The following is a 24207-nucleotide window of genomic DNA, read 5'->3' as shown; positions in this document are numbered from 1 at the left end:
ATCAGTCGACCGCTTTGGCGATCATCACCATGGCAGGACGGATCACCCGACCGTTGAGGTCATAGCCCTTCTGCATCACTGCAATGACGGTGTTCGGGGCCACATCGGCACTCGGCACCATGCTCATCGCCTGATGGGCATTGGGGTCAAACGGCTGGTTGATCGGGTCGAGCGCCACCAGACCAAACTTGGCCACGCCGCTCTGCATGGATTTCAGGGTCAGCTCGACACCTTCGATCATCGGCTTAAGGGCTTCGTTCTCCTTGTCGGCCAGTTCGATGGCACGCTCAAGGTTGTCCAGCACCGGCAGCAGTTCATTGGCGAACTTCTCCAGAGCGAATTTGTGCGCCTTCTCCACATCCAGCTCGGTACGACGGCGCAGGTTCTCCATCTCGGCGGCGGTACGCAGGGCGCGTTCACGCTCTTCCGCCGCTTTTTGGATGGCGGTTTCCAGCTGCGCTTCCAGTTCGGCAATACGGGCCTGCTCGGCTGTCACTTCACTGTCTACATCGGTCGGCTCGACTGGCTGGGCTTCCACTTGCTCCATCGCTTCAACCTTTTGCTCTTCGTGGTTCATGACATCTCCAATTCCGGGGTTACTTATGAGGGCCCTGACGTCTGGTTGAGCGACCGGACGACAACAGACCGACTATGTTGGCGCTATTATGGGGATGCATCCCCGGCTTTCAAGGGGTAAAGGGCAATCAGGGTTGCTGAATAGCCGCAACCGTCGGTTTATCCGGGTTACCGCTCACCGTTTAACCAGTAGCCTCAAGGGGATAGCCAGCCCCGTCACACGGGAGAGCGTCACAAGCGGAGCAAAGCACTGTATACTGGCCCGCAATACCCATCCCAGATCTGACTGACTATGGATTCTCCGTTCAAAACCATCGCCCTGATTGGCAAACCCCACCATGAGGGGGCCAACCAGACGCTGACCGGCCTGCATCAATACCTGACCGCCCGCGGCTTTCGGGTACTGGTGGAGAGCCGGGTCGCCCAGACCCTGAGCATCCTCGATGAAAACGTGATGGATCTGGTGCAACTGGGCCAGCAGGCCGATCTCGCCATCGTGGTCGGCGGTGACGGCAACATGCTGGGGGCGGCGCGGGTGCTGTCTCGCTTCGATGTGGCAGTGATCGGGGTCAACCGGGGTAACCTCGGCTTTCTGACCGATCTCTCGCCACAAGATTACCTGCTGCCGCTGGAGCAGGTGCTCTCCGGCCACTACAAGAGCGAACACCGCTTCCTTCTGGAAGCCTCGGTCTATCGCCACGGCGAGCGCAAGTCGAGCAATCTGGCGGTCAACGAGGCGGTACTGCACCCAGGCAAGATCGCCCACATGATCGAGTTCGAGGTCTATATCGATGGCAGCTTTATGTATAGCCAGCGCTCGGACGGCATCATTGTCGCCACTCCGACCGGCTCCACCGCCTACTCCCTGTCAGCGGGCGGCGCCATCCTCACCCCCAAACTCAACGCCATCACACTGGTGCCCATGTTCCCGCACACCCTGAGCAGTCGCCCCATCGTGCTCGATGCCGACAGCGAAGTGCGGCTGCTGGTCTCGCCGGATAATCAGGACGATGCCATGCAGGTCAGCTGTGACGGCCAGGTGACGCTGGCGGTCCACCCGGGGGACGAGATCCTCATCAAGAAGAGCCACCACCAGCTTCATCTGGTGCATCCCCTCGACTACAGCTACTTCCACGTGCTGCGCAACAAGCTCGGCTGGGGCAGCAAGCTGTTTTAAAGGGCAAGCTCACTGCCGGACTGGCTGAGCGCTGCCTCACTGCGCAGCCAGTCGCTAAAGGCGCGGAAACGCGGCCGCTCGCGATTTCCCCGCGGCGAGATCAGCTCGTAATTGCGCCCGGCCGCCACCGCCGGGCCACCTACCGCTACCAGCGCGCCCTGCTCCAGCAAGTTACGAACCAGCACCTCTCGCCCCATAGCGACGCCCATGCCCCCTTGCGCCGCTTGTAGGGCCATCTGATAGTGATTGAAGCCGTAGTGACGCTGTTCATAGGGCAATGTCATGTCTGCGCAATCGCACCAAAGGCGCCACTCAGAGAAGATCTGCTGTACATCGGTCGATTCGGAGGCATGAATAAAACAGGCCTCCGCCAGCCGGGACGGATCCGCAAGTAACCCCAGCCGCTCAGCATAGGCGGGGGAGCAGACCGGCACCAAACGCTCCTCCATCAGCAGCTCCCGGTGCAGATCACTGCAGCGAGTCGCACCGTAATAGATCGCCAGATCCACTCGCTCCTCGTTGAAATCCACCGCTCCCGCCCGAACCCTCATCATCACGTTCAACCCGGGCCAGCGCTGCTGGAAGCGGGGCAACCTTGGCATCAGCCAGTTAAGCCCAAGCGTCGGCGCAACCCCCACATGAAGCGTCCCTCGCAGATCTTGGGCCCGGATATCTTCGATCTCCTCGTTGATCTGGCGCAGAGAGTGACTCAGGGTTGCCAGCAGTCGCATCCCCTCCTCCGTCAATTCGAGCTTACGAGTCAGGCGAATAAACAGGCGAAAACCCAACAGCCCTTCCAGATGGCGAATGCGGTGGCTGATGGCCCCCTGAGTGAGGTTCATCTCCTCGGCAGCGCGAGTAAAGCTGAGGTGACGGGCCGTGCTCTCGAAGGTGTGCAGCAGGGCCAGGGTATTCTGTTGTACCAGCATGGATAACCTCGTGATGACGCGCGTTGCGGTGCAGGCCATCAGTATGCCATTCACTCTCATGGATTAAACAGGCTAATCCATACCGCCCCTTTTTTCGTTTGTCTGCCCGCCACAGCCCCTCTTTAATAGGATCAAACCCTATCCCTGTTCATGAGGTGGACAATGAAAAACGGACTCAAGATTGTGGTCATCGGTGCAGGCTCCAGCTATACCCCGGAGCTGATCGAAGGGCTGATCCAGCGTCAGCACGAGCTGCCGCTGCGCGAGCTGTGGCTGGTCGACATCGACGATGGCCGCGAAAAGATGGAGATCATCGCCGCCCTCACCCGCCGCATGCTGGCCAAGGCCGGGCTGGCGGTCAGGGTTGAAACCCGGCTGGAGCGGGAAGAGGCTCTGCGCGGCGCCGACTACGTCTGCTCCCAGTTTCGCGCCGGTTGTCTGGAAGCCCGCATCAGCGATGAGCGGATCTCGTTGAAATATGGACTCATTGGACAAGAGACCAACGGACTTGGCGGCTTTGCCAACGCCTGCCGGACCATACCCATCGCCCTGCAGATCGCCGCCGACATGGAGCGTCTCTGCCCCGATGCCTGGCTGCTCAACTTCACCAATCCGTCGGGCATGGTGACCGAAGCCGTGTTGCGCCACAGCAAGATCAAGGCGGTGGGGCTGTGCAACGTGCCAGTGATCATGCAAAAAGGGGTCGCCACCCTGCTGGAGAGCCGCGATGAGCAGGAGTTCATCATGCAGGTGGCGGGACTCAACCACTTTATCTTCGTGCGCCAGATCCAGCATCAGGGCAAGGATAAACTCGGCGAGGTGATCGCCCTGCTCGCGCAAGGGCCCGATCCGCTGGTCCCGCGCAATATTCCCCCCTTTGCCTGGCCAAAGGATCTGCTGGCCAATCTGGGCATGATCCCCTGTGCCTATCTGCGCTACTACTACATGAGCGACGATATCCTCAAGCAAGAACTCGGTGAGGCCAGTGGCGAAGGGACCCGGGGCGAAGTGGTCAAGGCCATTGAACAGCAGTTGTTCGATCTCTATCGCAACCCGGATCTTGCCGAGAAACCCAAGGCGCTGGAAGGGCGCGGCGGCCAGTACTATTCGGAAGCGGCGTGCAAGCTGATGAGCGCCATCCACAACGACAAGCGCATCATCATGCACGTCAACACCCGCAACAACGGCGCTATCAACGGTCTGCCGGACGAGTGCGCCGTGGAGGTCAGCTCCCTCATCACCAAGTCGGGTCCGCTCCCGCTCAACGTAGCTCCCTTCCCGCAAGACACCTTGCGCCTACTGCAATTGATGAAGGAGTTCGAGCAACTCACCATCGAGGCCGCGATCACTGGCAACCGCCATACCGCCTGGCGCGCCCTGGTGCTCAACCCGCTCATCACCAGCGGTAGTCGACTGGAGCAGGCGCTGGATGAGGTGATTGCCGCCCATCCGGATCTGATGTCGGCCTTCCACTGATCCCGTTCCCAGCGTATCCAATCTCTCTCCTCACTATCCTGTGTGGGTCACCACTCTGGTGGCCCGTTATCGTTAAAAATGGCGGCGCCCTCTTTACTGTATATAAGACCAGTATATACTGGATGCATACACAGTAATGTTGACCTATACAGGATGAGACCATGCTGACCCAGCTGACCGTCAACAACTTCGCCATCGTCAAGTTTCTCGAACTCGATCTGCAACCGGGCATGACCTGCATCACCGGTGAGACCGGCGCCGGTAAATCCATCGCCATCGACGCTCTCGGTCTCTGCCTCGGAGAGCGGGCCGAAGCCGGCATGGTGCGACCCGATAGCGACAAAAGCGAGGTCAGCGCCCGCTTCTTGCTGGACAACAACCCGGCCGCCCGCGCCTGGCTCGCCACCAACGAACTGGAAAACGAAGGTGAGTGTATCGTCCGGCGAGTCATCTCCGCCGAGGGGCGCTCACGCAGCTATATCAACGGCGTGCCCGTCCCCCTTACCCAGCTCAAGCATCTGGGCCAACAGCTGGTCAACGTCCATGGCCAGCATGCTCATCAGATGTTACTCAAGCCTGATTACCAGCTCGCCCTGCTCGACGGTTATGCCGGTCACCATCTGCTGCTCAATGAAGTGCGCCAGCATTATCAACTGTGGCGCCAGCTGCAAAACGAGCTGAACCGGCTCAAAGCCGAGCAGCAACAGCGGGAAGCCCGCCGCCAGCTCATCGAATATCAGGTGCAGGAGCTCGATGAATTTGCCCTGCAGCCGGGGGAGTTCGAGCAGATAGAAGAGGAGCACCAGCGTCTCGCCAACGGCACTGATCTGATGCAAGAGTGCGGCAGTTGTCTCGATCTGCTTTATGACAACGAAGAGACCACCATCGCCGGTCTGCTGCAAGTGGCAGTAGACAGAGCCGAAGGACTGGTCGCCATGGACAGCCGCCTCACCCCGGTACTGGAGATGCTGAACGAAGCCCTGATCGGGGTGCAGGAGAGCCACAGCGAACTTCGCAGCTACCTCGATCAGCTGGAGCTGGATCCCGAACGCTTCAACGAGCTGGAGGCCCGCCTCTCCAAGGCGATCAATCTGGCCCGCAAGCACCACGTCAAACCAGCAGATCTGGCCCAGCACCATCAGGAGCTGGCCTCCGATCTCGCCCGCCTCAACTCCGACGAGGAGCGGTTAGAGGGGATGGAGGATGAGCTGGCCGAGGCCCGTCAGGCTTTTGTCCAGGCTGCCGAAGCCCTGAGCCAGAGTCGTCAGCGTTACGCCCAGGAGCTGGGCGCCAAGATAACTAGCAGCATGCACGAGTTGGCAATGCCCGATGGCCGTTTTGCCATCGAGGTACGCCCCGATGCCCAGAGCAGCCTCTCCCCACTGGGTATAGATCGGGTGGAATTCATGGTCACCACCAACCCGGGCCAACCCATTCAGCCACTTGGCAAGGTAGCGTCAGGGGGGGAACTGTCGCGTATCAGCCTTGCCATCGTGGTGATCAGTGCCCGCAAGATCTCCACCCCGACCCTGATTTTCGATGAGGTGGATGTGGGGATCAGCGGCCCGACTGCCGCCGTGGTAGGTCGCCTGCTGCGCCAGCTCGGGGAGTCCACTCAGGTGATGGTGGTCACTCACTTGCCGCAGGTGGCAGGCAACGGCCACCAGCATATGGTGGTGAGCAAGCATACCGACGGCAAAACCACCGAAACCCGGATGGATGCGCTCGACCAGAATGCCCGTCTCAACGAGCTGGCACGGCTGCTCGGTGGCGACCAGATCACCGACAACACCCTGGCCAATGCCCGCGAGCTGCTGCGCCGCTGAATCAGGCCATGCTGAATCAGGCCATAAAGCCGATTTGCAGCGATGGCGACTAATAGGAGTGACCAAACATGCTGACTGCGAGTACCGCTTTCCTCGCAGTCAGTCAAATAGCCAATAGCCAATAGCCAATAGCCAATAGCCAATAGCCAATAGCCAATAGCCAATAGCCAATAGCCAATAGTGAGAACCGAACTCGCGTCAGGATTACCGACCCAGATCAATAAAATGGCGAGTTAGGCGAAGCTGGCAGCAACATGGGCGTGGATCCGGTTGCCTTCATGCAGCGGATTTCGCATAGTGTTGCCCCCCTTTATGGGTATCCAATTGTGAGGCTTTGTCTATGATCCACGTTTTTGGTCACAAGAATCCTGATAGCGACAGTATCTGCAGTGCGCTGGTTATCACCGACTGGCTCAATGGCCAGGGCCGTCAGGCCACCCCATGGCGTCTGGGTGACCTGCGCACCGAAACCCGTTTTATTCTGGAGCAGGCTGGCGTCAGCGAACCCGAGTTGCTGACCAAAGATCTGACCGGTGAAGATGTCTGGCTGGTGGATTTCAGTGATCTGGAACAGGGCCCCGCCACACTGGCACAAGCCAATGTACTGGGTCTGGTGGACCACCACCGTCTCGGCACTCTGGTCACCCAGTCTCCGCTGGATGCCTGGATCCGTGCCGTCGGCTGCACCTGCACCATCGCCTTCGATCTGCTGAGTCAGCAAGGTACCGTGACCCGCAGCCAGGCTCGCCTGATGCTGGGTGCCATCATGAGCGACACACTCTGTCTCACCTCGCCGACCACCACCGAGCAGGACAAGATCGCTTGTGAGCGTCTGGCGCCGCTGGCCGAAGTGTCGCTGGCCGAGTTCGGCCAACAGCTGCTGATGGCAAAAACCGACCTGAGCGGCCTGACTCCGGCTCAACTGCTGCAGCAGGATGAGAAAGCGTTCCAGGCGGAAGGTTACAACTTCATCATGAGCCAGATCGAAGTGGGCAGCGAACAGCAACTGGCCGAGCAACTGCCGGCGCTGCAGCAGGAGATGACCCAGCGTGTGGCGAGCGAAGGGCTCGACTTCTTCGTACTGATGGTGACTGACCTGACGGCTGCCGCCAGCCGCATCTACTTTACTGCGCACCCGAAAGTACCGGCAGAGTCCAGCTACCACCCGGGCTTTGTCAGCCGCAAGAAACAGGGTCTGCCCTGGGTGATGGATCTGCTGGCCAAAGCCTGATCCTCACTCGCCATAACCTATTCCAAAGCCCAGCCTCTGTGCAGGGCTTTTTTCATCACAGCAACCAGCCGCACTCCCTCTCCTCTTACGGACCAACTTGCCCCCCTCCTCTCTCTCGCGTATTCCTTTCACGGCTTATTGACAGTTAACCCCATAACTTTTCTTACATATTTGCGGCTGTTATTTACCCGGGCTTTGCTGCAGGATAATCGCCGCGCACAACCCTTTTCCGTTTCCATTCAGGTGATCGATGAACATAACCCGCAAGCAGAGAACCCTGGCCATCACCATCCTGATCGCCGTGGTGCTCCTCGGCTGGCTGCTCTGGCCAAGTCAGCCACCCAAGGCGATGCTGACCGCTCAGGTGACCCGCGAGGATATTGCCCAGACCGTACTGGCCAGTGGCGTATTGCAGGCTGTTGAGCAGGTGGATGTGGGGGCCCAGGTCTCCGGTCAGGTCACCAAGCTGGCGGTTGAGGCCGGTGATCAAGTTAAACAGGGAGACCTGCTGGCCGAGATCGATCCCCTGATTGCCCAGAACAACCTCAAGACAGCCGAGGCGGAGCTCGCCAGCAACCGCGCCCAGCTCAAGATCAAGCAAGCGCAACTCAAACAGAACGAGCTCGCCTGGCGACGCCAGCAGCAGATGTTCAGGCAGGAGGCGAGCTCCCGGGCCGATCTGGAGAGTGCCGAGGCACTGCTGGCTGTCACCCGCGCCGAACTGCAAAACAGTCAGGCCAATATCGACAGCGCCCTGATCAAGGTTGATCGGGCCAAGACCGAGCTGGGCTACACCAAGATCCTGGCGCCGATGGATGGCACCGTCATCAGCATTGTGACCCGTCAGGGGCAGACCCTGGCAGCCAGCCAGACGGTGCCGACCGTGCTCAAGCTGGCCAACCTCGAGACTATGACGGTCAAGGCGCAGATCTCCGAAGCCGATGTCACCAAGGTCAAAACCGGCATGCCGGTCTACTTCACCCTGATCGGCGATCCGGATACCCGCTATCAGGGCACGCTGCGCGCCGTGGAGTTAGCGCCTACCAACATCAACGATCAGGCCACCACAGGCACCACCACCAATAATGCGGCCGTCTACTATTACGCCCTGTTCGATGTGCCCAATCCCGACCATACCCTGCGGGTGGCAATGACCACTCAGGTGACCATAGTGCTCGGCGAGCGCAAGCAGGTACTCACTGTGCCGCAAACTGCCCTTGGCAAAAAGCTGGCCGACAACGAGTATGAAGTCACCGTGATCAAGGACGATGAGACAACCGAAACCCGTCATATCAAGACCGGTATGAAGGACGAGATCCGCATTGAAGTGGTCAGCGGTCTGACCGAGAAGGAGGAGGTGCAGCTCAATCACGGTGCCCCCGCCGCCAATGATGAGATGGCGGTGATGCTATGAGTGAGCCCCTGAGCCAGCTGCCGTTGATCCAGCTGAAAGGGGTCGAGCGACGCTACCAGAGCGGCGACAGCGAAGTCACCGTGCTCCACCCTCTCGACCTCACTATCGCGGCAGGAGAGATGATCGCCATTGTCGGCGCATCCGGCTCCGGCAAGTCGACCCTGATGAACCTGCTGGGTTGTCTGGATAGCCCGAGCAGCGGCCAGTATCTGTTTCGCGGTCAGGACACCGCCACCATGGATGCATTGGCGCTGGCCAGGCTGCGCTGCCATCACTTCGGTTTTATCTTTCAGCGCTACCACCTGCTGCCCCATCTCGATGCCGCCGCCAACGTGGAGATCCCCGCCGTCTATGCCGGCACCAGCCGCCCGGATCGCCAGGCGCGTGCGCGCCAGTTGCTAGACAGACTGGGACTGCGCGATCGCAGCCACCATACCCCGGGTCAGCTCTCCGGCGGTCAGCAGCAGCGGGTCAGTATCGCCCGGGCGCTGGCCAATGGCGGCGAGGTGATCCTCGCCGATGAACCGACCGGCGCGCTGGATAGCCAGAGCGGCAAGGAGGTGATGGCGATCCTCAAGGAGCTGCACGCCCAGGGCCACACCATCATTCTGGTCACCCACGATATGGACGTGGCCAGCCATGCCGACCGGATCATTACACTCAAGGATGGTCGGGTAGAGCAAGATAGCGGCCCGCGCCAAACGGCCGGGTTGGCCCCAACCACAACAGTGACGCCCAATAAAGGCGCCATGGGCCACGACTGGGATCGCTATCGGGAAGCGGGACGCATGGCGATGCATGCCATGCTCGCCCACCGGATGCGCACCTTCCTCACCATGCTCGGCATCATCATCGGTATCGCCGCCGTGGTGAGCGTGGTTGCCCTTGGTCAGGGGGCGCGCGCCAAGGTGATCGACCAGATCAATGCAATGGGCACCAACACCATCGAAATCTTCCCGGGCAAGGGGTGGGGCGATGAGAAGATGGCCAGCATCCAGACCCTCAACAAGGGGGATCTCGATGCCCTGCTGGGGCAACCCTATCTTGCGGGCGCCAGCCCCGAGATTGGCAGCTCCGGCCAGTTGCGCTATCGCAACAAGACCAACAGCGGCAACGTGACCGGGGTCGGTAACGACTATTTCAAAGTGAAGGGGATGACGCTGGTCAGTGGTCGCTTACTGGAGTGGCAAGATATCCAGCAGCGTGCCGCCGTCGCCGTGGTGGACAAGAAGAGCATCACCAGCCTGCTTGGCAAGGATGATCCGGTCGGCAAGGTAGTACTGGTCGGCACCCTGCCGGTACGGATTGTCGGGGTGGTTTCGCAGGAGACCGGCTTCGGTCCCACCAGCCAGTCGGTCAATATCTGGCTGCCCTACAGCGCGGTGATGAGTCGCCTCATCTCGCAGCACCACTTCAGCCAGATCACCATTCGGGTCAAGGATGGGGTACAACCGGCACTGGCCGAGCAGGCGGTGATCGAGCTGATCACCAAGCGCCACGGGGTAAAGGATTTCTTCACCTTCAGCAGCGACAGCATCATCAAATCGGTGGAGAAAACCACCGCTACCATGACCCTGATGGTCTCGGCCATCGCGGTGATCTCGCTGATCGTCGGCGGGGTGGGCGTGATGAACATCATGCTGGTGTCGGTAGTGGAGCGCACCCGCGAGATCGGCATTCGCATGGCCGTGGGCGCCCGCCAGTCGGACATCCTGCAGCAATTCCTGATTGAAGCCGTGATGGTCAGCCTGCTGGGGGGGATCTTCGGCGTCGGCCTCTCGCTAGGCATTGGTGCGCTCTTTTCACTGCTGGTGGACTCCATCAAGATGCAGTTCTCGCTCTTCTCCATCCTGATGGCCTTTGGCTGCTCGTCACTCATCAGGATCCTGTTTGGTTACCTGCCGGCACGCAATGCGGCGCGGCTCGACCCTGTTGTCGCACTGGCGAGGGAATAACGATGCACAAACTCTCCTGGCTGGCTCTCTCTATGGCCCTCAGCGGCTGCAGTCAGCACAGCACCTATCAAAGACCCGAGCTGGCGATCGCCCCCACATGGCAACAGGCAGAGGGCACCCAACTGGCTACGCAGGCTGGTCCCTGGTGGCGGGCATTTCATGATCCCCAGCTCGACAAATTGGTCGAGGCGGTTCTGGCCGCTAACCCGGACATGCGTGTGGCGGCCCTCAAGCTCAAAAGCGCCCGACTGGGCACCGAGCTGGCCGATACCAACCTCACCCCCTCGGTCAATGGCTCTATAGGCGCAACTGGCAACAAGGATCTGAAAAGTGGCAAGGCCACCAACAGCCTGGGCCCCTCTCTGAGCCTCAGTTACGAAGTGGATTTGTGGGGCAAGCTTGCCTCGGTACGAGATCAGGCAAGCTGGGAAGCGGCAGCAAGCGAGCAGGATCTCGCCAGCACCCGACTCCTGCTGATCGGCAATACTCTGGAGCAGTATTGGCAGCTCGGCTATCTCGGCTCTGCCATCGCACTCGGAGAACAGCAGCTGGCCAACCTGACGCGAACCGAGCAGCTGACCCAAACCAAATACCAGGCAGGCGCCATCACCCGACTCGATCTGGCGCAGGCACGCCAGCAACTGGCAGGCAAACAGGCTGAGCTGGCCTCCCTCAAGGCGCTGCAGGAGCAAGCTCGCAATGCCCTACGTCTGCTGCTGGGCCGCAGCAGCGGGCCACTGGAGTATGGGTAATCCCCCCGAAAAACCAGGGTGCTCATAAGTAGAATTTTCCCGTACCTTGAACGCAGGAGGTTCTACATGAAAACATCACGCTTTAGCGATACCCAGATCATCGCCATCCTCAAACAAGCTGAGGCTGGAGCTCCCGTCCCGGAGCTCTGCCGCGAGCATGGCATCAGCACGACCACCTTCTACAAGTGGCGTTCCAAATTCGGGGGGATGGATGCCTCCCTCATGGCTCGACTCAAGGAGCTGGAGGACGAAAACCGCCGCCTCAAGAAGATGTACGCCGAGGAGCGCCTCAAGGCAGAGATCATCACCGAGGCCATGGCAAAAAAGTGGTAACGCCATCTGCCCGCCGGGAGATGGCGACCAAAGCCGTGACTCACTACGCCATATCCATCCGTCTGGCTTGCCGGATCTTCAAGGTCAGTGAAAGCTGCTATCGCTATCAGCCCGTGCTGGTCGATGAAAACCAGGAAATTGCCGATTGGCTGCTACGTATCACGGCCAGCCAGCGCAACTGGGGCTTCGGGTTATGCTTTTTGTACCTGCGCAACGTCCAAGGCTTTGGCTGGAATCACAAACGGGTATACCGGATCTATCGGGCGCTGGAGCTCAATCTGCGGATAAAACCCAGGAAACGGTTGGTTCGGGCTAAGCCAGAGCCGTTGGCGGTTCCCGACCAGCCTAATCAGTGCTGGTCGATGGACTTTATGCATGACCAGCTCAGCGATGGCCGCTCGGTGCGGCTGTTTAATGTGATCGATGACTTCAATCGTGAAGCGCTGTGCATCGAGGTGGATTTCTCCTTACCCGCCTCACGAGTCAAACGGGCGCTGGAGCAGGTGATCACGTGGCGAGGTAAGCCCGCCATTATCCGATGTGACAATGGCCCGGAATACATCAGCGAAGAGCTCAAGCGATGGGCGAAACAGGAGGGGATAACCCTGGGCTATATCCAGCCAGGAAATCCGCAGCAGAATGCCTACATCGAACGGTTTAACCGCACGGTGCGCTACGACTGGCTGGGCCATTACCTGTTTGAGTCACTGAATGAACTACAGGAGTTTGCCACGAACTGGCTGTGGGTTTATAACCATGAGCGGCCCAATATGGCGCTGGGTGGCTACACGCCGAAACAGCGTCTGGCACAGGCCGCATGACCTCTACTTTTGAATGCCCCTAAAAATGGGGGGATTACCTATGCACCCGCTTCCCTTGCAAAGCAGACCATTCCTGAACTTGCGGTGGGTATCCCGGCCGATGTGCTGGCTCGCCGCCCCGATGTCAAAGCGGCCGAATTGCGGCTGCGCAAGACGCTGGCAAAAGGAGACGAGATCCGTACCAGCTTCTATCCCAGCCTGACCCTGACCGGCAGTGCCAGCACCGCATCCGATCGACTGGCACAGGTGCTGCAAAATCCGGTCGGTACGCTGGGAGCCAGCCTCGCCCTCCCCTTCCTCGAATACAACCGCACCCAGCTCGCCATCGAAAGCTCAGAGCTGGATTACCAGATTGCCGAAACCGAGTTTCGCAAACAGCTCTACACCGCACTGGTGGAAGTGGAAGACAATCTGGCAGCCCGCCACTATGGCCAGCAGCGACTCGATTATCTACAGGAGCAGCTGAGTTATGCCCAGGAGGCCGAGCGGCTGGCCAAGGCTCGCTTCCAGGCGGGAGCTACCGGTGCGCAGGCCTGGCTTGATGAGCAGAACCGGCTGTGGGATGCCCAACAGAGCCTGCTGGCACAGCAAAAAGAGCAGCTCACCACCACAGCCAAAATCTATCGAGCCCTGGGTGGCAGCGATAGCGTGATACCCCGATAGCGCTTCCCCCGGATATTTCCCACGCAGCCAGCAACGTGGGAAATATCATCGCCATCCACCATACAGGCCTCATCTCTCACAGTGCAGCCGATATCGATTGCTCATCATCAAGGGCAGTTATGGCAACGCAGCCAATTCCATGCATCGGCGACCCTGAATATCCCGGCCATACCTTGCGGCGATCTCTGTACCTCACGTTCCCTGTTCGGAGATAACGGTTACCGGATATTCCATCAGCAGAGGACTTTCTCTTGCCGAGCGGTGCCCCGTGAATCGTGAGAGGCATTTCCGAAACACGTATCTGCACGACCTATACAAATAGCGATATCGCGCTGGTGAGCCGCAGGACAAAATTAATCGCGAACAAGGAGTGATATTGAGCAAAGTAACAGTGCGGTGAAAAGATGCTAAAAAGGATACAAGCGAGGATGTTGATAACAGTGGGGCGAAGGGTCGGATTGGATAACCACGAGTAAAACGGCAAAAATAATGCCGCCCAAGGGCGGCATTATTCAATCTCTGAACCTGACGAATTAGATCAGGAAATCGTTCAGGTCTTTACCCAGAGCGACTTGAGCAGCAATGGCTTTCGGCATACGGCCTTGACCGGTCCAGGTTTTTTCCTGGCCATCTTCTTCATATTTGTATTTAGCTGGACGCGGAGCACGCTTGCTCTTGGCAGCGCCAGTTGCAGCAGCCGGAGCAGCAGCAGTAGCCAGCAGCTCGCGAGGATCAATACCAGCCTGCTGCAGCATTTCGGTGAATTCATTCAGCTTGCGCTGACGCTCTTCCTGTTCAGCACGCTCCTGTTCAACAGAGTCGGCGCGCTCTTGATACACCAGGTCAAACTTCTCTTTAGCTTCCAGCAGTTGCTCAAACGGCAGCTCACGAATAGCGGCACGCAGACTGCGAATGTTCAGCAGAACTTTCAGAAACTCGTTCATTATTTCCTCACAAAAAAGTCGGTTACAGGGATAACCGTTTCAGAATAGCATGGACAATTCTCGACAACATACAGTTTTTCTATATTAACGTTCTTTTTTTCTTAATTTTCACCATTGAGATCGAGTGCGCGTCACTATCAATAACAAACAAGCTGAAATGCAGATCTTTGAGGTTGTAGGTTGATTACCATGTTGTGCACAAGAAAAGTCGGTATTTCAAGACTCATTAATTTCCAGTTCAGTATCCAACAAACTGACTCTGTGACCTGTTATATAAGCCTTGAGCGCTCATTTCTACCATACGTTCAACATCCTTTGGTAAGCCTGCGACTATCCGTTTAACCATGAGCAAACCAGGATCCCACACAGTTCGCCCGATGACGAAGATTATGCCCCCAATTGACCATCAATGCATGCAAAACCATCAATCAAAAAACAGATAACCACATATAAATCATAACCTTGCAATCGCACTGTGACTTATCAATGTATGTATTTCGTGACCAGTTTTGTAGATGCATGTACCAGAAAACAAGCTGTTCAGATGCCGGTAATCCAGAAGGCAAGTAATAAAAAAGCCAGCCTTTGTTAAGGGCTGGCTTTCTACGTAGTCAAATAGCACTATTTATTTTTGGTTATATTCTTGCCTGATTGGTCAACACCAGTAATCACTGCCTGTGAAACAGACCCAGTTAAAAGGGGCTCGGTTGGATAGAGCTTAAGTGCTTCAGCTCGCATCGCATTGGCTTCCTCTGTACGACCCAATGCATTAAGCGCGATCACCATATTGGCGTATATGTTGGCACGGGGTGTATGGCGTACGAATGCCCGCCCCCACTCCAGATAAGCTTCCAGTTCGGTCTTGTTATTTGTCTGCAAGCCCACCATCAGACGAACTGAGTTCACATCAAACTCGACTCGGGTCAACCAAGCCATGGGATTGACGATATCAAGTAGCAAGGTCGGCTCTTTATACCCACCCCGTTCATATTTGGTGACTACCCATGCGGTGTGAATTGCTGTGAGCATAAAGGGAACGACCAGCAGCGGGATAGCGATCGCCATAAATCGCAGTAACAGCCATGGGCGGCACTCCATATCCCACCATGATGAGAAACCCTGACTCGCCAGGTTGGTCTCCTCAATTTCGGTATCGATGATATAAATCAGCGTCAGCAACAGCCACCATAACACGATCGCATGGTAGAGAGGGTATTCCGTCTGGGTATGAAGCAATATTGGGGTAACCAAGGCAAGCAGCCCCATGGCATGCACCCAGCGCACACTCGCCAGACGCCATAATAATGCACCTCCCATGATCACCATGCCGACCATGGGTGCAATACCGCCCTCAACAGCCCAATAGAGAAACTCGTTGTGGGGGTGGTCAAGATTGTACTCAATCTGCACCATGGACGGACTCCGTGCTTTATCAGCCATGTAGTGATGGAGAAAAACAGATTCAAAACTGCCGTATCCCCATCCACTCCAAGGAGCCTGTGCAATCAGTTTTACCGCATAAGGCCAGTAAATAGAGCGCATACCACCGGACTGATAGATCTCTAATCCTCGTTTTGCTCCAGCCAGCCAATATTGTGATAACAGGCCAATCGCTACAGCCAAAATAACCAGACCCAATATCCGCCATAGCAGCCGCTGTCGATAAAGCTGAGGCATCAGTAAGAACAGGGCTAGCAGGCCGCCTAACTGCCCCACTCGGGATTGCAAAACAACGAGCAGAAGTGCCGCAGATAGAATGACGCCATAGCGCAACGCCATCAGCAATCGACCACCCTCTCGGCGTAATTCCAGCCAGATAGCAAGGGCAAGGCCAGTTGCCATAAACGTCGCCATCACGTTTGGCTGTTGAAAGATCCCGTAAGGGCGATTGGCCTTGGTGTCATAGCCAATCCAGTTACCTGGCGTTAAAAGGTAGAACTGCACCAGCCCCAGCACTGCCTCCATGGCGATCGCAATCAGGATGAGATAGAGCAAGCGATCACGCTGCGCCTTATCAAAACGCCATTGATAGAGTCCAAACAAAAACAGTAGGCCAGCAAAAAGTCCCAGCAATCGGGGAATAGCATAATCCTTGAGTGCAAAACCTGGATAGAGCATCGGGAGCAGTAGCAAGAGTACCCCTATCCATAAGCCCGCTTGTAATGGAGAAAAGAGCAGACGCTGGCGTAACGTTACTTGCCACAATCCCAATCCAATAGCCAGCGAGGCAAACACCCATCCCCATGCGTTAAAGGGAAGATACAGCCCGGCGCCTCCTGGGTTGTGCATAAAAAAATGCATGCCCAACAACCAATAGGCGATAAAGAGTACGCCAAACACACCATTTATGTTTTTAATCATCATGCATTCCTAGCATAATTTCTGCAGATTGCCATATATCTTGGGTAGGTAATAAAAGGGCGAGCAGTTTACAACTGCTCGCCCTGTTTGATGAAAAAAGATCGGCTCTATGCAACTTTTGATTACTGTAGCTCTGTCAAACCGTAAAGACCATTCTTGCGGCTCAACATCTGACCTCCATCCCGTGTCAAAGGAACCCATCCAATGCTTCCTTTCGCGGTTGTTGGCTTGAGCAGCATCAAATCAAACGGTATCGTGACATAAATTCCTTTGGTAAAGCTACCTTCACCATACTCGTCTGCAGAGACATTGGTAAATGTTGCATACCCCCCCAAGACAACGCCCGAATCAAACCGTTTGGATAAGTCGAATGTAGCTCCTTTGTCACCAGCCAAATACTGACCTACGGAGACTTTGGCGGTGACATTACTCATGAATGGTAACTGCCAATACGCAGTCACATGTCCAGTCATGACATCATAATCAGCCATTTTCAGGGTATTGTTCCAGTCTCGCTGTTTCACCCAGTTCGCATCAACGCCAATGGCCCAAGTCTTACCGTATGGACGATAGAGCACCTCACTCCCGACGCCGGCATACATCATCTCCAAATATCCCCCATAAGCTTGACCGTACCAATCTTGAGCAAGTGGTTGCATATGGGTTAACTGCAAGTTGTTGAGTAATAGATTTGAAGAATCTACATACTCACGAATCCACGTACGAACTCGTGGTAAAGCGGCACCATCTGGAGGAGGCGCTTTATAATTGAACTCATCGTAGTTATTCACCAGATTGACAAACAGCGTTCCTTGCAAACTGTTGTTTTCATTTATACGCCAATCGGCATTTGCGTTAATGCCTAACTGATACATATAGAAAGACTCAGGGCCACCAAATGATTGCGTTAGATCTGGATCAAAAGAGTATGAAAAAGCTTTGCGCTCAGATGCATAGATGGATTCTCCCTGAATTTTTCCTGCAGCCTGAACCGTCGATTTTTCATGCTGTTCTTCTCCCAACACCTGTACCACATTGGCACGACGAACAGATGGGAGATCGATGCGAGTCTCTTGCAACTGGAAGTTCGCCTTACGTTCAACAACATTCAGAGCATCAACCGTACTAGGCAGATAATTTGCTGCTAACAAAGAGGTTCTCTTTATCGCCTCACTCTTATTACGATACTTGCTCTGCTTACCGATGACAGTCACAGAATTGGTGGTTGTGTAAAACTCTGTATCCTGCCACCCAGCATTTTCTTTCAAATTGGCAGTCAGCGCTTGCCACTTCACGTCCATCATGGTTGCAGGGATTTGATCAGGCTGATAAATGGGTCTCGGCTGATCAATATGAGCGGGTTTCATATCATTAAAGTTAGTCCGAAAAGTCACCCCCCACATCAAGGTGTTTCCTCTCTGCCAGCTTAGATGGCTATCCAGATTCTCGAAAACTCGGTACACAGCCCCGACATTCCAAGGTGAATCTTGATAAATATGGCCAGCGAACTCCTTGCTATAATCATTGCCATCATATTCCAGCTTTAACCTGAGTGGCAGCCATGGCGTTTGATATTCAATTCCACCAAAGAGAGCTGCTGGTCCACGAAACAGACTATCAAACTCAAACTTACCGCCATTACCGGAGTGACTATTATTCCTTTGACACCAGCTATCTTTATACTCACAAAACGGGTTTTTAATATTACCACGTTCGGCCATATTTCCCCAGCCGATACCGATAGTAAAATCAAAAGGGCCATAGCGTTTGCTAGCCGTCACAAATTCACTATCAAAGAGACCCGTACCCATTAGATCTCTAAAGCCCAGTGACACTTGTGGCAGATAGTTAGATTCTTGCCAAAGACGAAACTTGAAATCCATCCCTTTGTCTTTATAGGTTTGATCACCACTAAAATTTTCGTAGGGACTGTACTTTTTTGTTCTTACATCAGTATATCTCAGCGTTGCCTCAAACCAATCAAATGGCTGCGCAGAGATAGACCATCGACGATATTGGTCATTATCAACGTAGTTAGCACTGAACTCACCTGTTTTGGCCATTCGTGCGGTAGGCATTTGAAGCAGACCCGCACCACCGAAGTCACCTTGTGAGGGACCATAAGGATCAAGAACAGACTCCGCAGCACAAACAGCCCCTGAAACAAAGATTGCAATATATTTCAATTTAGGCAGCATCATTCTGGCACTCGGTTAGCAATTAGATTGGCAATACGAATATTGATATCTTTATATTGCTCTGGAAGAATTTTGGAATCAAAACCGACAAAGAGCGTTGCTCCCGCCATAGGTTCACGATGCAGCTTGTTCCAATTCGCGACAGGAACCCGGCTGATAGAACCGTCAGGCTGGATCAGGAACGCTTCATGTTGCGCTGCGCCAGCCAACAAACGGTAATCTTGCCAATAACTTGCCAAACTAGCACCATGCTGAAGCGGTTGTTTACTGCGACCGTTAATCAGCCCCACGAAGTAGATAAAATCGGGCCTTGAAGCAAGGAAAAGGGTGTACTGCCCTTTTAATAGTGGATTACCATGCGGGTCAATTCTGGACTTGGCAGGGTCTAATGCGATTGACAAACGGCCGCTGACAGGAATTTTATCCAGCTCTTGTAGTAACTGCTGAGTTGACTGTATCAATGCGCCTTTATCACCCTCTCGCATCCAAAATATCTGAAGTGCTTTAAGATCCTTGAGCAATTGTTCTTTAGTCGCCCGAAGTGCTGTTATGGTATTTTCATTCGCTACTTGTGCAGTACGCCAATAGATATCCTTAGGTAATTGAATATTAAATAACAGGTCTGCAAGTCTGGCACCATCATGCAACTCAATCTTCGCTGTAGCATGACGCTCAAAAATCACGTTTACATCAGTTTGAGCCAAAGAAAAAAATGGCATGAGACCGATAATCAGGTATTTTTTCATAATGCGAACGGCTTTAATATTGTCATTTCAATCACCGGCAAGCCCGGTCCCAATTGCTGCTGGCTTTTTAATACTCTGCCTGTACTAGGTTCAAACCAATAGTAATTATGCCAAGAGTTCTGGACCTGTCCGACACTGACCAACTCGTCAATCAATATAACATCATGTGATTTATCAAGGATTAACAATTTTTCTGGAACTGTAGATATAAACTTAGTCCGCATGTTATATCCACTCACATAATCCTTTTCCCATTCGGCAGTATACTGCCAAGACATAGCATCCAGGTTCAAACATATATCGGGTAAATCTACCATTTTTTGCAATGGATCAGGCCAAGATGATGCCACTAAATAGAGATCATTTTCCAAACCCACCGTCTTGTGCAGTCGACCTGACTTGGTAACAAAAAGCTTATTATCAGAGCTCACCCAGCTCAATGAACCATCAGGATCTGCAAATGCAAGCACTACCAATGCCTGTGGATTATCACCCACTCGCAGATAGGCGCTGGCATAAGGTAATTCTCGCACCTTTTCAGCGGTTACCTCCACATCATCTACCCCCAAAATAGCATAGCGGAGCGTTGCATAGGTATCTGAACTGGTGGCGGAACAACCACTCAAGAGTAACATTCCCAAAGGTATAAACAAACGAAGAGGAAACATAGACGGGTCACTCAGTGGAATTGGAAAATGATTGCAAAGTGACAAAAATAAGGCTGCCAATATGGCAGCCTTATTAAAATACCAAACAACTTACTTAGTAGCAGTAGTTGTGCTAGTACTGGTAGAGTCGTCGTTTGCCTCTGAAATAACAACCGCTGCCAGTACGGCAGCACCAACACCGACAGCGACCAAAGAGGTGGTACCAACAGCCGCGGTGCCCGCTGTGGAACCAGCTGCAGTCCCTGTTGCTTCTTCAGCAGCAAAAGCATTTGAAGAAAGAACCAACAAAGCAGCCAAAGTCAACGCTGATTTTTTCATTACTAGTTTCCTTGTTTAAACATGACTTAAAGTACTAATAGGATATCGTGAAACAAACCAATAAACCAGAGTAAGTCGCTCAGATGAGCCCTTTTATCTATTACGATCGTGTACGTCCCATTGCATGCCGTACCAGCACGATCATAACGCCTAACATACCACCAAGCAAAGTCCCCAATACGGCTATCAACGCTCGCTTAGGTTTCGCTTTCTCCTCAGCTACCACAGCAGGATCAAGGGTTTTAAACACATACTCTTGATTCACTTCCGTCAACATCAAGGTTTTGGTCTGATCCTCGATCAGCTGGTAGAACACCTTTTGCATATCTGCGACTGGTGTTTTTTCAAGTTGTGCCTTGAGATAGCTAATGTTGCGTGTCGCATCAGCTTGATCCCGCGATTTCATAGCCTCATTGAGATCAGCTACCAACCAGTCAACCCACTGCTTGGCATACTCCGGGGAGTAGTACTCCACAGCCACCGTAACCAATCCTGATTTTGCATCCTGACTGATACTGGCAATTTCACGAAATACCGTAACCAGCTCCCAATCCGTTGGTTCAATAGACTTTCCTGGAGGAACCTCACGCATCCATTTATTGCTAGTGACATCGTAAACAGCTTCATCAATCACCAATTCACCGGTCGCCTTGTCTGCTTTGGCAACAGCCATCAAAGGCACTTCCAACTGATGTTGACGGATAAAGTGAGTTAGGAATTGACGGGATTTCCCAATTTCAACCGCAATGGCCGTCTTGTCCCGACCACCACCACTGAGATTTACACCAGCCAAGCTAGCAAGACCGCCAAACTGGGCAGCCATGGCGGCAAGTCCCCCTCCTTGTTGCTCGGCTGATGGTGCGAGCAAGGCCTCTGAGCGATAGATATTTGGCTGTGATATTGCAAAAATGACGGCTATTACCGCACCAATCAATGTACTGACAACTATCCACCACTTACCACGCCAAAGCGCCACGAGCAGTTCACGCAAATCTATTTCATCTTCCCCCCCATTCATTGCTACTGGCAAGGGAGGGTGTTCTTTTACTTGTGTCATAACAAACCAGATCTCAGAAGAGTCAGGTGGCCTTCACCACCTGACTGAATGGGTTATCAAATAAACTTTGCCATTACTTGATTGCATTCCATGCGACACCCAGTTGATAGAGGATCTGTGTTGCAGAAGTCATGATGCTCAGGTTATCCAGATAGTCAGAATCAACAGGCACCACGATCGTATCACCCGGCTCCAAGCTCTTGCGACCACCAAACCAGCTATCACCTGGCAGCATCACACTACCATTGGCCTTGATAACGTAGATACGGTCGGTATCAGCCTGTTTCTTGGTCCCTCCAGCACGGCTCAAGTAATCATTAACACTCAAGTTACCATCGTAAACATGGGAAGAGGGGAACTGCACCATACCCTGAATGGATACCACATTTTGCAATGCAGGCACATAGAGTTTGTCGCCATCTTGCAGCATCACATCAGCCTGCTTGTCGCCAGACAAGATCGCTGGCATATCGATAGTCATACGACCAACAGCCTTGCTGTTTTCCAGCTGATTAACTACCGTCATCGCTTCGGCAGGTGAGCTGGTATAGTTTGCAATACTGGATTGACGACGCAGTGTCATGGTCGCAATCTCTTGCTTGAGTTCATCACGCAGCAACACTATACGTTCTGCTTCCTGTTTACGCAGCGCTTCACGTGCAAAAACTGCACCATTAGGGTTAGCATAAGCGGTAATACCGCCCACTCTCTGGATCAAATCCTGCAGGCTCTCACCCCGACGGACCGTGTAAGTACCCGGATACTTCACCTCACCAAATACTTGCACTGTTGCCTCTTCACGCCATTGCGGATGAGGTAACACATTCAGACTGTCTTTTGACTGTACCTGAGGCGCTCCCAAAACTCGATTGGCTGTTGGTAGATCCAAGCGCGAATTTTCAATTGATATACTATCTCCCACTTCGTTAATACGTGAAAGCTCGATAACACTTGCCTGCTCATTCAACCCGCCTGCAGCGACCAATAGATCACGTGTGGTGGTAACCCGACTGATTGGATACACTCCCGGAAACTTCACTTCACCACGCACTTCAGCAATCTGTACCGGTTTTCCTTGAGCAGCCTGAGCTTTCAGTTTTTCAATCACAGGAGCAAGTAACGCCTGGCGACTGGCAGCTGCTTGCACAACGGTGCTTGTATCAGCCCCCAGTTTTGCAAGGGTCATTTTTTCTGATGTCAATTCTCCTTGCCGAACCATGGCACCGGTACTGGAGTCAACGACAGATCGCTGCTCTTGCTGCAATTGCATCGCCAATTGTTGCTGATCGGCAGAAGGGGTAACGACCGAGTTATCAGATGTAGATGCCAGTTGACGATGGTTGTCACGCCCGGAATTAGCACCATGAAAAGTAGAGTTATTTATACCATCAAGCGCCGAATTACTAAATATCAGAACCTGATCACGAGGCTGTAACCGCAGATCATCTTCACTCCCTGGGAGTTGGAGTGCACGACCCAAATTGAATTGTAATACTTCGATATTGCGTAATGCATCTACTTCACGAACCACGAGGGCATAATTCAGATCTGCAGCTGATGTCAGATCTCGTGAAGCACTTTGCAAAATGCGGCTAATGCGCATACCTGGCTGATAACTAAACGCACCATCACGAACCACAGCACCTTTCACCATTACAGCCTGACTGTACTCAGTAGTGCTGGGCTTGACTGTTATTTTGTCGCCATCACGCACGATAAACTGACGGTCATGATGATTTGACAAGTTTAGGTTAAAGACCCGCATCCCGGTTTCACCATAGCGAGTCACCGAAATCTCTTTCAGCGCAGCGGCTTTCATCCCCCCCGCAAGTCCCAGAACATTGGACAAAGCCGCAGGACCACTCAGCTCGTAAATAGCAGGGCGTTTAACCAGGCCATCGATACTCACCTCACTCCCTTTGGCTGGGATAAACACCGTATCACCAGAGCGCAGACGGATATCTTGGCTGGTATCCCCCCATACCAACATCTTGTAGAGATCAACATCTATAACTTTCTGACCTGCACGCTTGACCTGGATCTTTCGCAGTGACCCAACGGTATCGATACCACCCGCGGCCTGCAAAGCCTGGGTTACAGTAGCCATACCATTGACGTTATAGGCGCCGGGACGATATGCATCACCCATCACAAATACCTGCATGGTACGCAGAGCACCAAAACTGATGAATGCCTCTACACCAATTTTTTGCTCTTTGATCCGATTTTCCAGTTCACTGCGCAGTTGCTGAAAAGTTTGACCACTTGCAGCAATGGGACCGAGAGATGGAAAATCGATAAAACCTTCACGTCCAATAGCCAGCGTATAATTTGCATTCTCTTTGCCATAGAGCTGAACTCGGATCTCGTCACCCGGTCCCATCACATAGTCATCAGCAACAGGCATATCAACAACTGGTGCATCAGTTAAAGGTTCACCGGCAAACACGTTATAGCCAAAGGGTTGTAACTCCCCCTCATGTGCTACACCAGCCAAGAGAGGACGCTGGGATGCCTGGCTATAATCGACTTCACGTGGCGCAGCAACAGGAGCATTGTTGACCGGGGTCACACTGCTTTTCGTCGATGAGCCCCCCAACTGAGATGGGTCAATACCATATTGTGCAGCCAACGCCTGCTGTTGAGCAGGGGACAATTGTTTAAATTTAGCCATCATCTCAGGCGTCACTTGCGGCGCAGCCATAAGCGGCAAGCCAATCAAAGCCAGAGAGAGAAGTAATCTCTTTTGTTTCATCTTGATA

17 protein-coding genes and 2 pseudogenes are annotated in these 24207 nt (G+C 54.0%); 9 read left to right on the top strand and 10 right to left on the bottom strand.

Annotation, left to right across the window (positions count from 1 at the left end; all coding sequences use genetic code 11):
- Position 1: 1 nt before the first annotated feature.
- The gene (grpE, locus tag PG888_RS01460; RefSeq protein ID WP_005338036.1) at positions 2 to 577 is read right to left on the bottom strand and encodes a nucleotide exchange factor GrpE; all 576 of its coding nucleotides are present in this window, start codon (positions 575 to 577) and stop codon (positions 2 to 4) included.
- A 291-nt stretch (positions 578 to 868) separates the two neighbouring features.
- Here grpE and nadK point away from each other — a divergent pair, with 291 nt between their 5' ends.
- Entirely contained in the window at positions 869 to 1753 is an 885-nt protein-coding gene (gene nadK / locus PG888_RS01455) for an NAD(+) kinase (RefSeq protein WP_005338038.1), read from the top strand.
- Here nadK and PG888_RS01450 read toward each other — a convergent pair.
- The gene (locus PG888_RS01450; RefSeq protein ID WP_270692791.1) at positions 1750 to 2682 is read right to left on the bottom strand and encodes a LysR substrate-binding domain-containing protein; all 933 of its coding nucleotides are present in this window, start codon (positions 2680 to 2682) and stop codon (positions 1750 to 1752) included. The two genes, nadK and PG888_RS01450, sit on opposite strands and share 4 nt — an antisense overlap.
- Before the next feature lie 162 nt (positions 2683 to 2844).
- On the opposite strand from PG888_RS01450, the gene PG888_RS01445 reads away from it, so the two are divergent.
- The 8 genes and pseudogenes from PG888_RS01445 to PG888_RS01410 form a co-directional block, all read left to right on the top strand.
- Positions 2845 to 4158 (top strand): 6-phospho-beta-glucosidase, encoded by a 1314-nt coding sequence (locus PG888_RS01445; protein WP_042657028.1) that lies wholly within the window; start codon positions 2845 to 2847, stop codon positions 4156 to 4158.
- A 161-nt stretch (positions 4159 to 4319) separates the two neighbouring features.
- Positions 4320 to 5984 (top strand): DNA repair protein RecN, encoded by a 1665-nt coding sequence (recN, locus tag PG888_RS01440; RefSeq protein ID WP_270692789.1) that lies wholly within the window; start codon positions 4320 to 4322, stop codon positions 5982 to 5984.
- Between the two features lie 340 nt (positions 5985 to 6324).
- Positions 6325 to 7215, top strand: coding sequence for a manganese-dependent inorganic pyrophosphatase (locus tag PG888_RS01435; RefSeq protein ID WP_042657026.1), 891 nt, complete (start codon positions 6325 to 6327; stop codon positions 7213 to 7215).
- 250 nt (positions 7216 to 7465) lie between these two features.
- Positions 7466 to 8629, top strand: coding sequence for a macrolide transporter subunit MacA (gene macA / locus PG888_RS01430; protein WP_042657025.1), 1164 nt, complete (start codon positions 7466 to 7468; stop codon positions 8627 to 8629).
- Positions 8626 to 10584, top strand: a complete 1959-nt coding sequence (locus tag PG888_RS01425) for a MacB family efflux pump subunit (protein ID WP_270692788.1) — start codon at positions 8626 to 8628, stop codon at positions 10582 to 10584. Before macA ends, PG888_RS01425 begins: the two co-directional genes overlap by 4 nt.
- Before the next feature lie 2 nt (positions 10585 to 10586).
- Positions 10587 to 11330: pseudogene (locus PG888_RS01420) on the top strand (TolC family protein); the annotation flags it as partial.
- Between the two features lie 72 nt (positions 11331 to 11402).
- Positions 11403 to 12490, top strand: a protein-coding gene (locus PG888_RS01415) for an IS3-like element ISKpn10 family transposase (protein WP_099368947.1) whose coding sequence is annotated in 2 segments (ribosomal slippage) — positions 11403 to 11655 and positions 11655 to 12490 — 1089 coding nt in all. Because the reading frame shifts where the segments join, the coding sequence is not laid out codon by codon here.
- A gap of 69 nt (positions 12491 to 12559) precedes the next feature.
- Positions 12560 to 13153, top strand: a pseudogene (locus PG888_RS01410) (TolC family protein); the annotation flags it as partial.
- 533 nt (positions 13154 to 13686) lie between these two features.
- Here PG888_RS01410 and PG888_RS01405 read toward each other — a convergent pair.
- From PG888_RS01405 to PG888_RS01370, 8 genes are all read right to left on the bottom strand, one after another.
- Positions 13687 to 14097 (bottom strand): H-NS family histone-like protein, encoded by a 411-nt coding sequence (locus PG888_RS01405; RefSeq protein WP_005344269.1) that lies wholly within the window; start codon positions 14095 to 14097, stop codon positions 13687 to 13689.
- Between the two features lie 621 nt (positions 14098 to 14718).
- Positions 14719 to 16458 carry a PglL family O-oligosaccharyltransferase gene (locus PG888_RS01400; RefSeq protein WP_270693410.1) on the bottom strand — a complete coding sequence of 580 codons (1740 nt, stop codon included), beginning with the start codon at positions 16456 to 16458 and terminating at the stop codon, positions 14719 to 14721.
- Positions 16459 to 16580: 122 nt separating this feature from the next.
- A complete protein-coding gene (locus PG888_RS01395; RefSeq protein WP_270693409.1) occupies positions 16581 to 18659 on the bottom strand; it encodes a YjbH domain-containing protein in 2079 nt (692 codons plus the stop codon).
- Complete coding sequence (locus PG888_RS01390; protein WP_270693408.1) at positions 18656 to 19402, bottom strand: capsule biosynthesis GfcC family protein; 747 nt, start codon at positions 19400 to 19402, stop codon at positions 18656 to 18658. Before PG888_RS01390 ends, PG888_RS01395 begins: the two co-directional genes overlap by 4 nt.
- Positions 19399 to 20070 (bottom strand): YjbF family lipoprotein, encoded by a 672-nt coding sequence (locus PG888_RS01385; RefSeq protein ID WP_270693407.1) that lies wholly within the window; start codon positions 20068 to 20070, stop codon positions 19399 to 19401. The genes PG888_RS01390 and PG888_RS01385 overlap by 4 nt, the downstream gene beginning before the upstream one ends.
- Before the next feature lie 90 nt (positions 20071 to 20160).
- The gene (gene yjbE / locus PG888_RS01380) at positions 20161 to 20388 is read right to left on the bottom strand and encodes an exopolysaccharide production protein YjbE (RefSeq protein WP_270693406.1); all 228 of its coding nucleotides are present in this window, start codon (positions 20386 to 20388) and stop codon (positions 20161 to 20163) included.
- A 100-nt stretch (positions 20389 to 20488) separates the two neighbouring features.
- Positions 20489 to 21445 carry a Wzz/FepE/Etk N-terminal domain-containing protein gene (locus tag PG888_RS01375; RefSeq protein WP_270815571.1) on the bottom strand — a complete coding sequence of 319 codons (957 nt, stop codon included), beginning with the start codon at positions 21443 to 21445 and terminating at the stop codon, positions 20489 to 20491.
- A gap of 73 nt (positions 21446 to 21518) precedes the next feature.
- A complete protein-coding gene (locus tag PG888_RS01370; RefSeq protein ID WP_270693404.1) occupies positions 21519 to 24200 on the bottom strand; it encodes an SLBB domain-containing protein in 2682 nt (893 codons plus the stop codon).
- Between the last annotated feature and the right edge of the window lie 7 nt (positions 24201 to 24207).

It is taken from the genome of Aeromonas sp. QDB23, from assembly GCF_027707745.1.
In the GTDB taxonomy this organism is placed as follows: domain Bacteria; phylum Pseudomonadota; class Gammaproteobacteria; order Enterobacterales; family Aeromonadaceae; genus Aeromonas; species Aeromonas allosaccharophila.
This window is presented reverse-complemented; position numbering and strand designations above follow the sequence as displayed.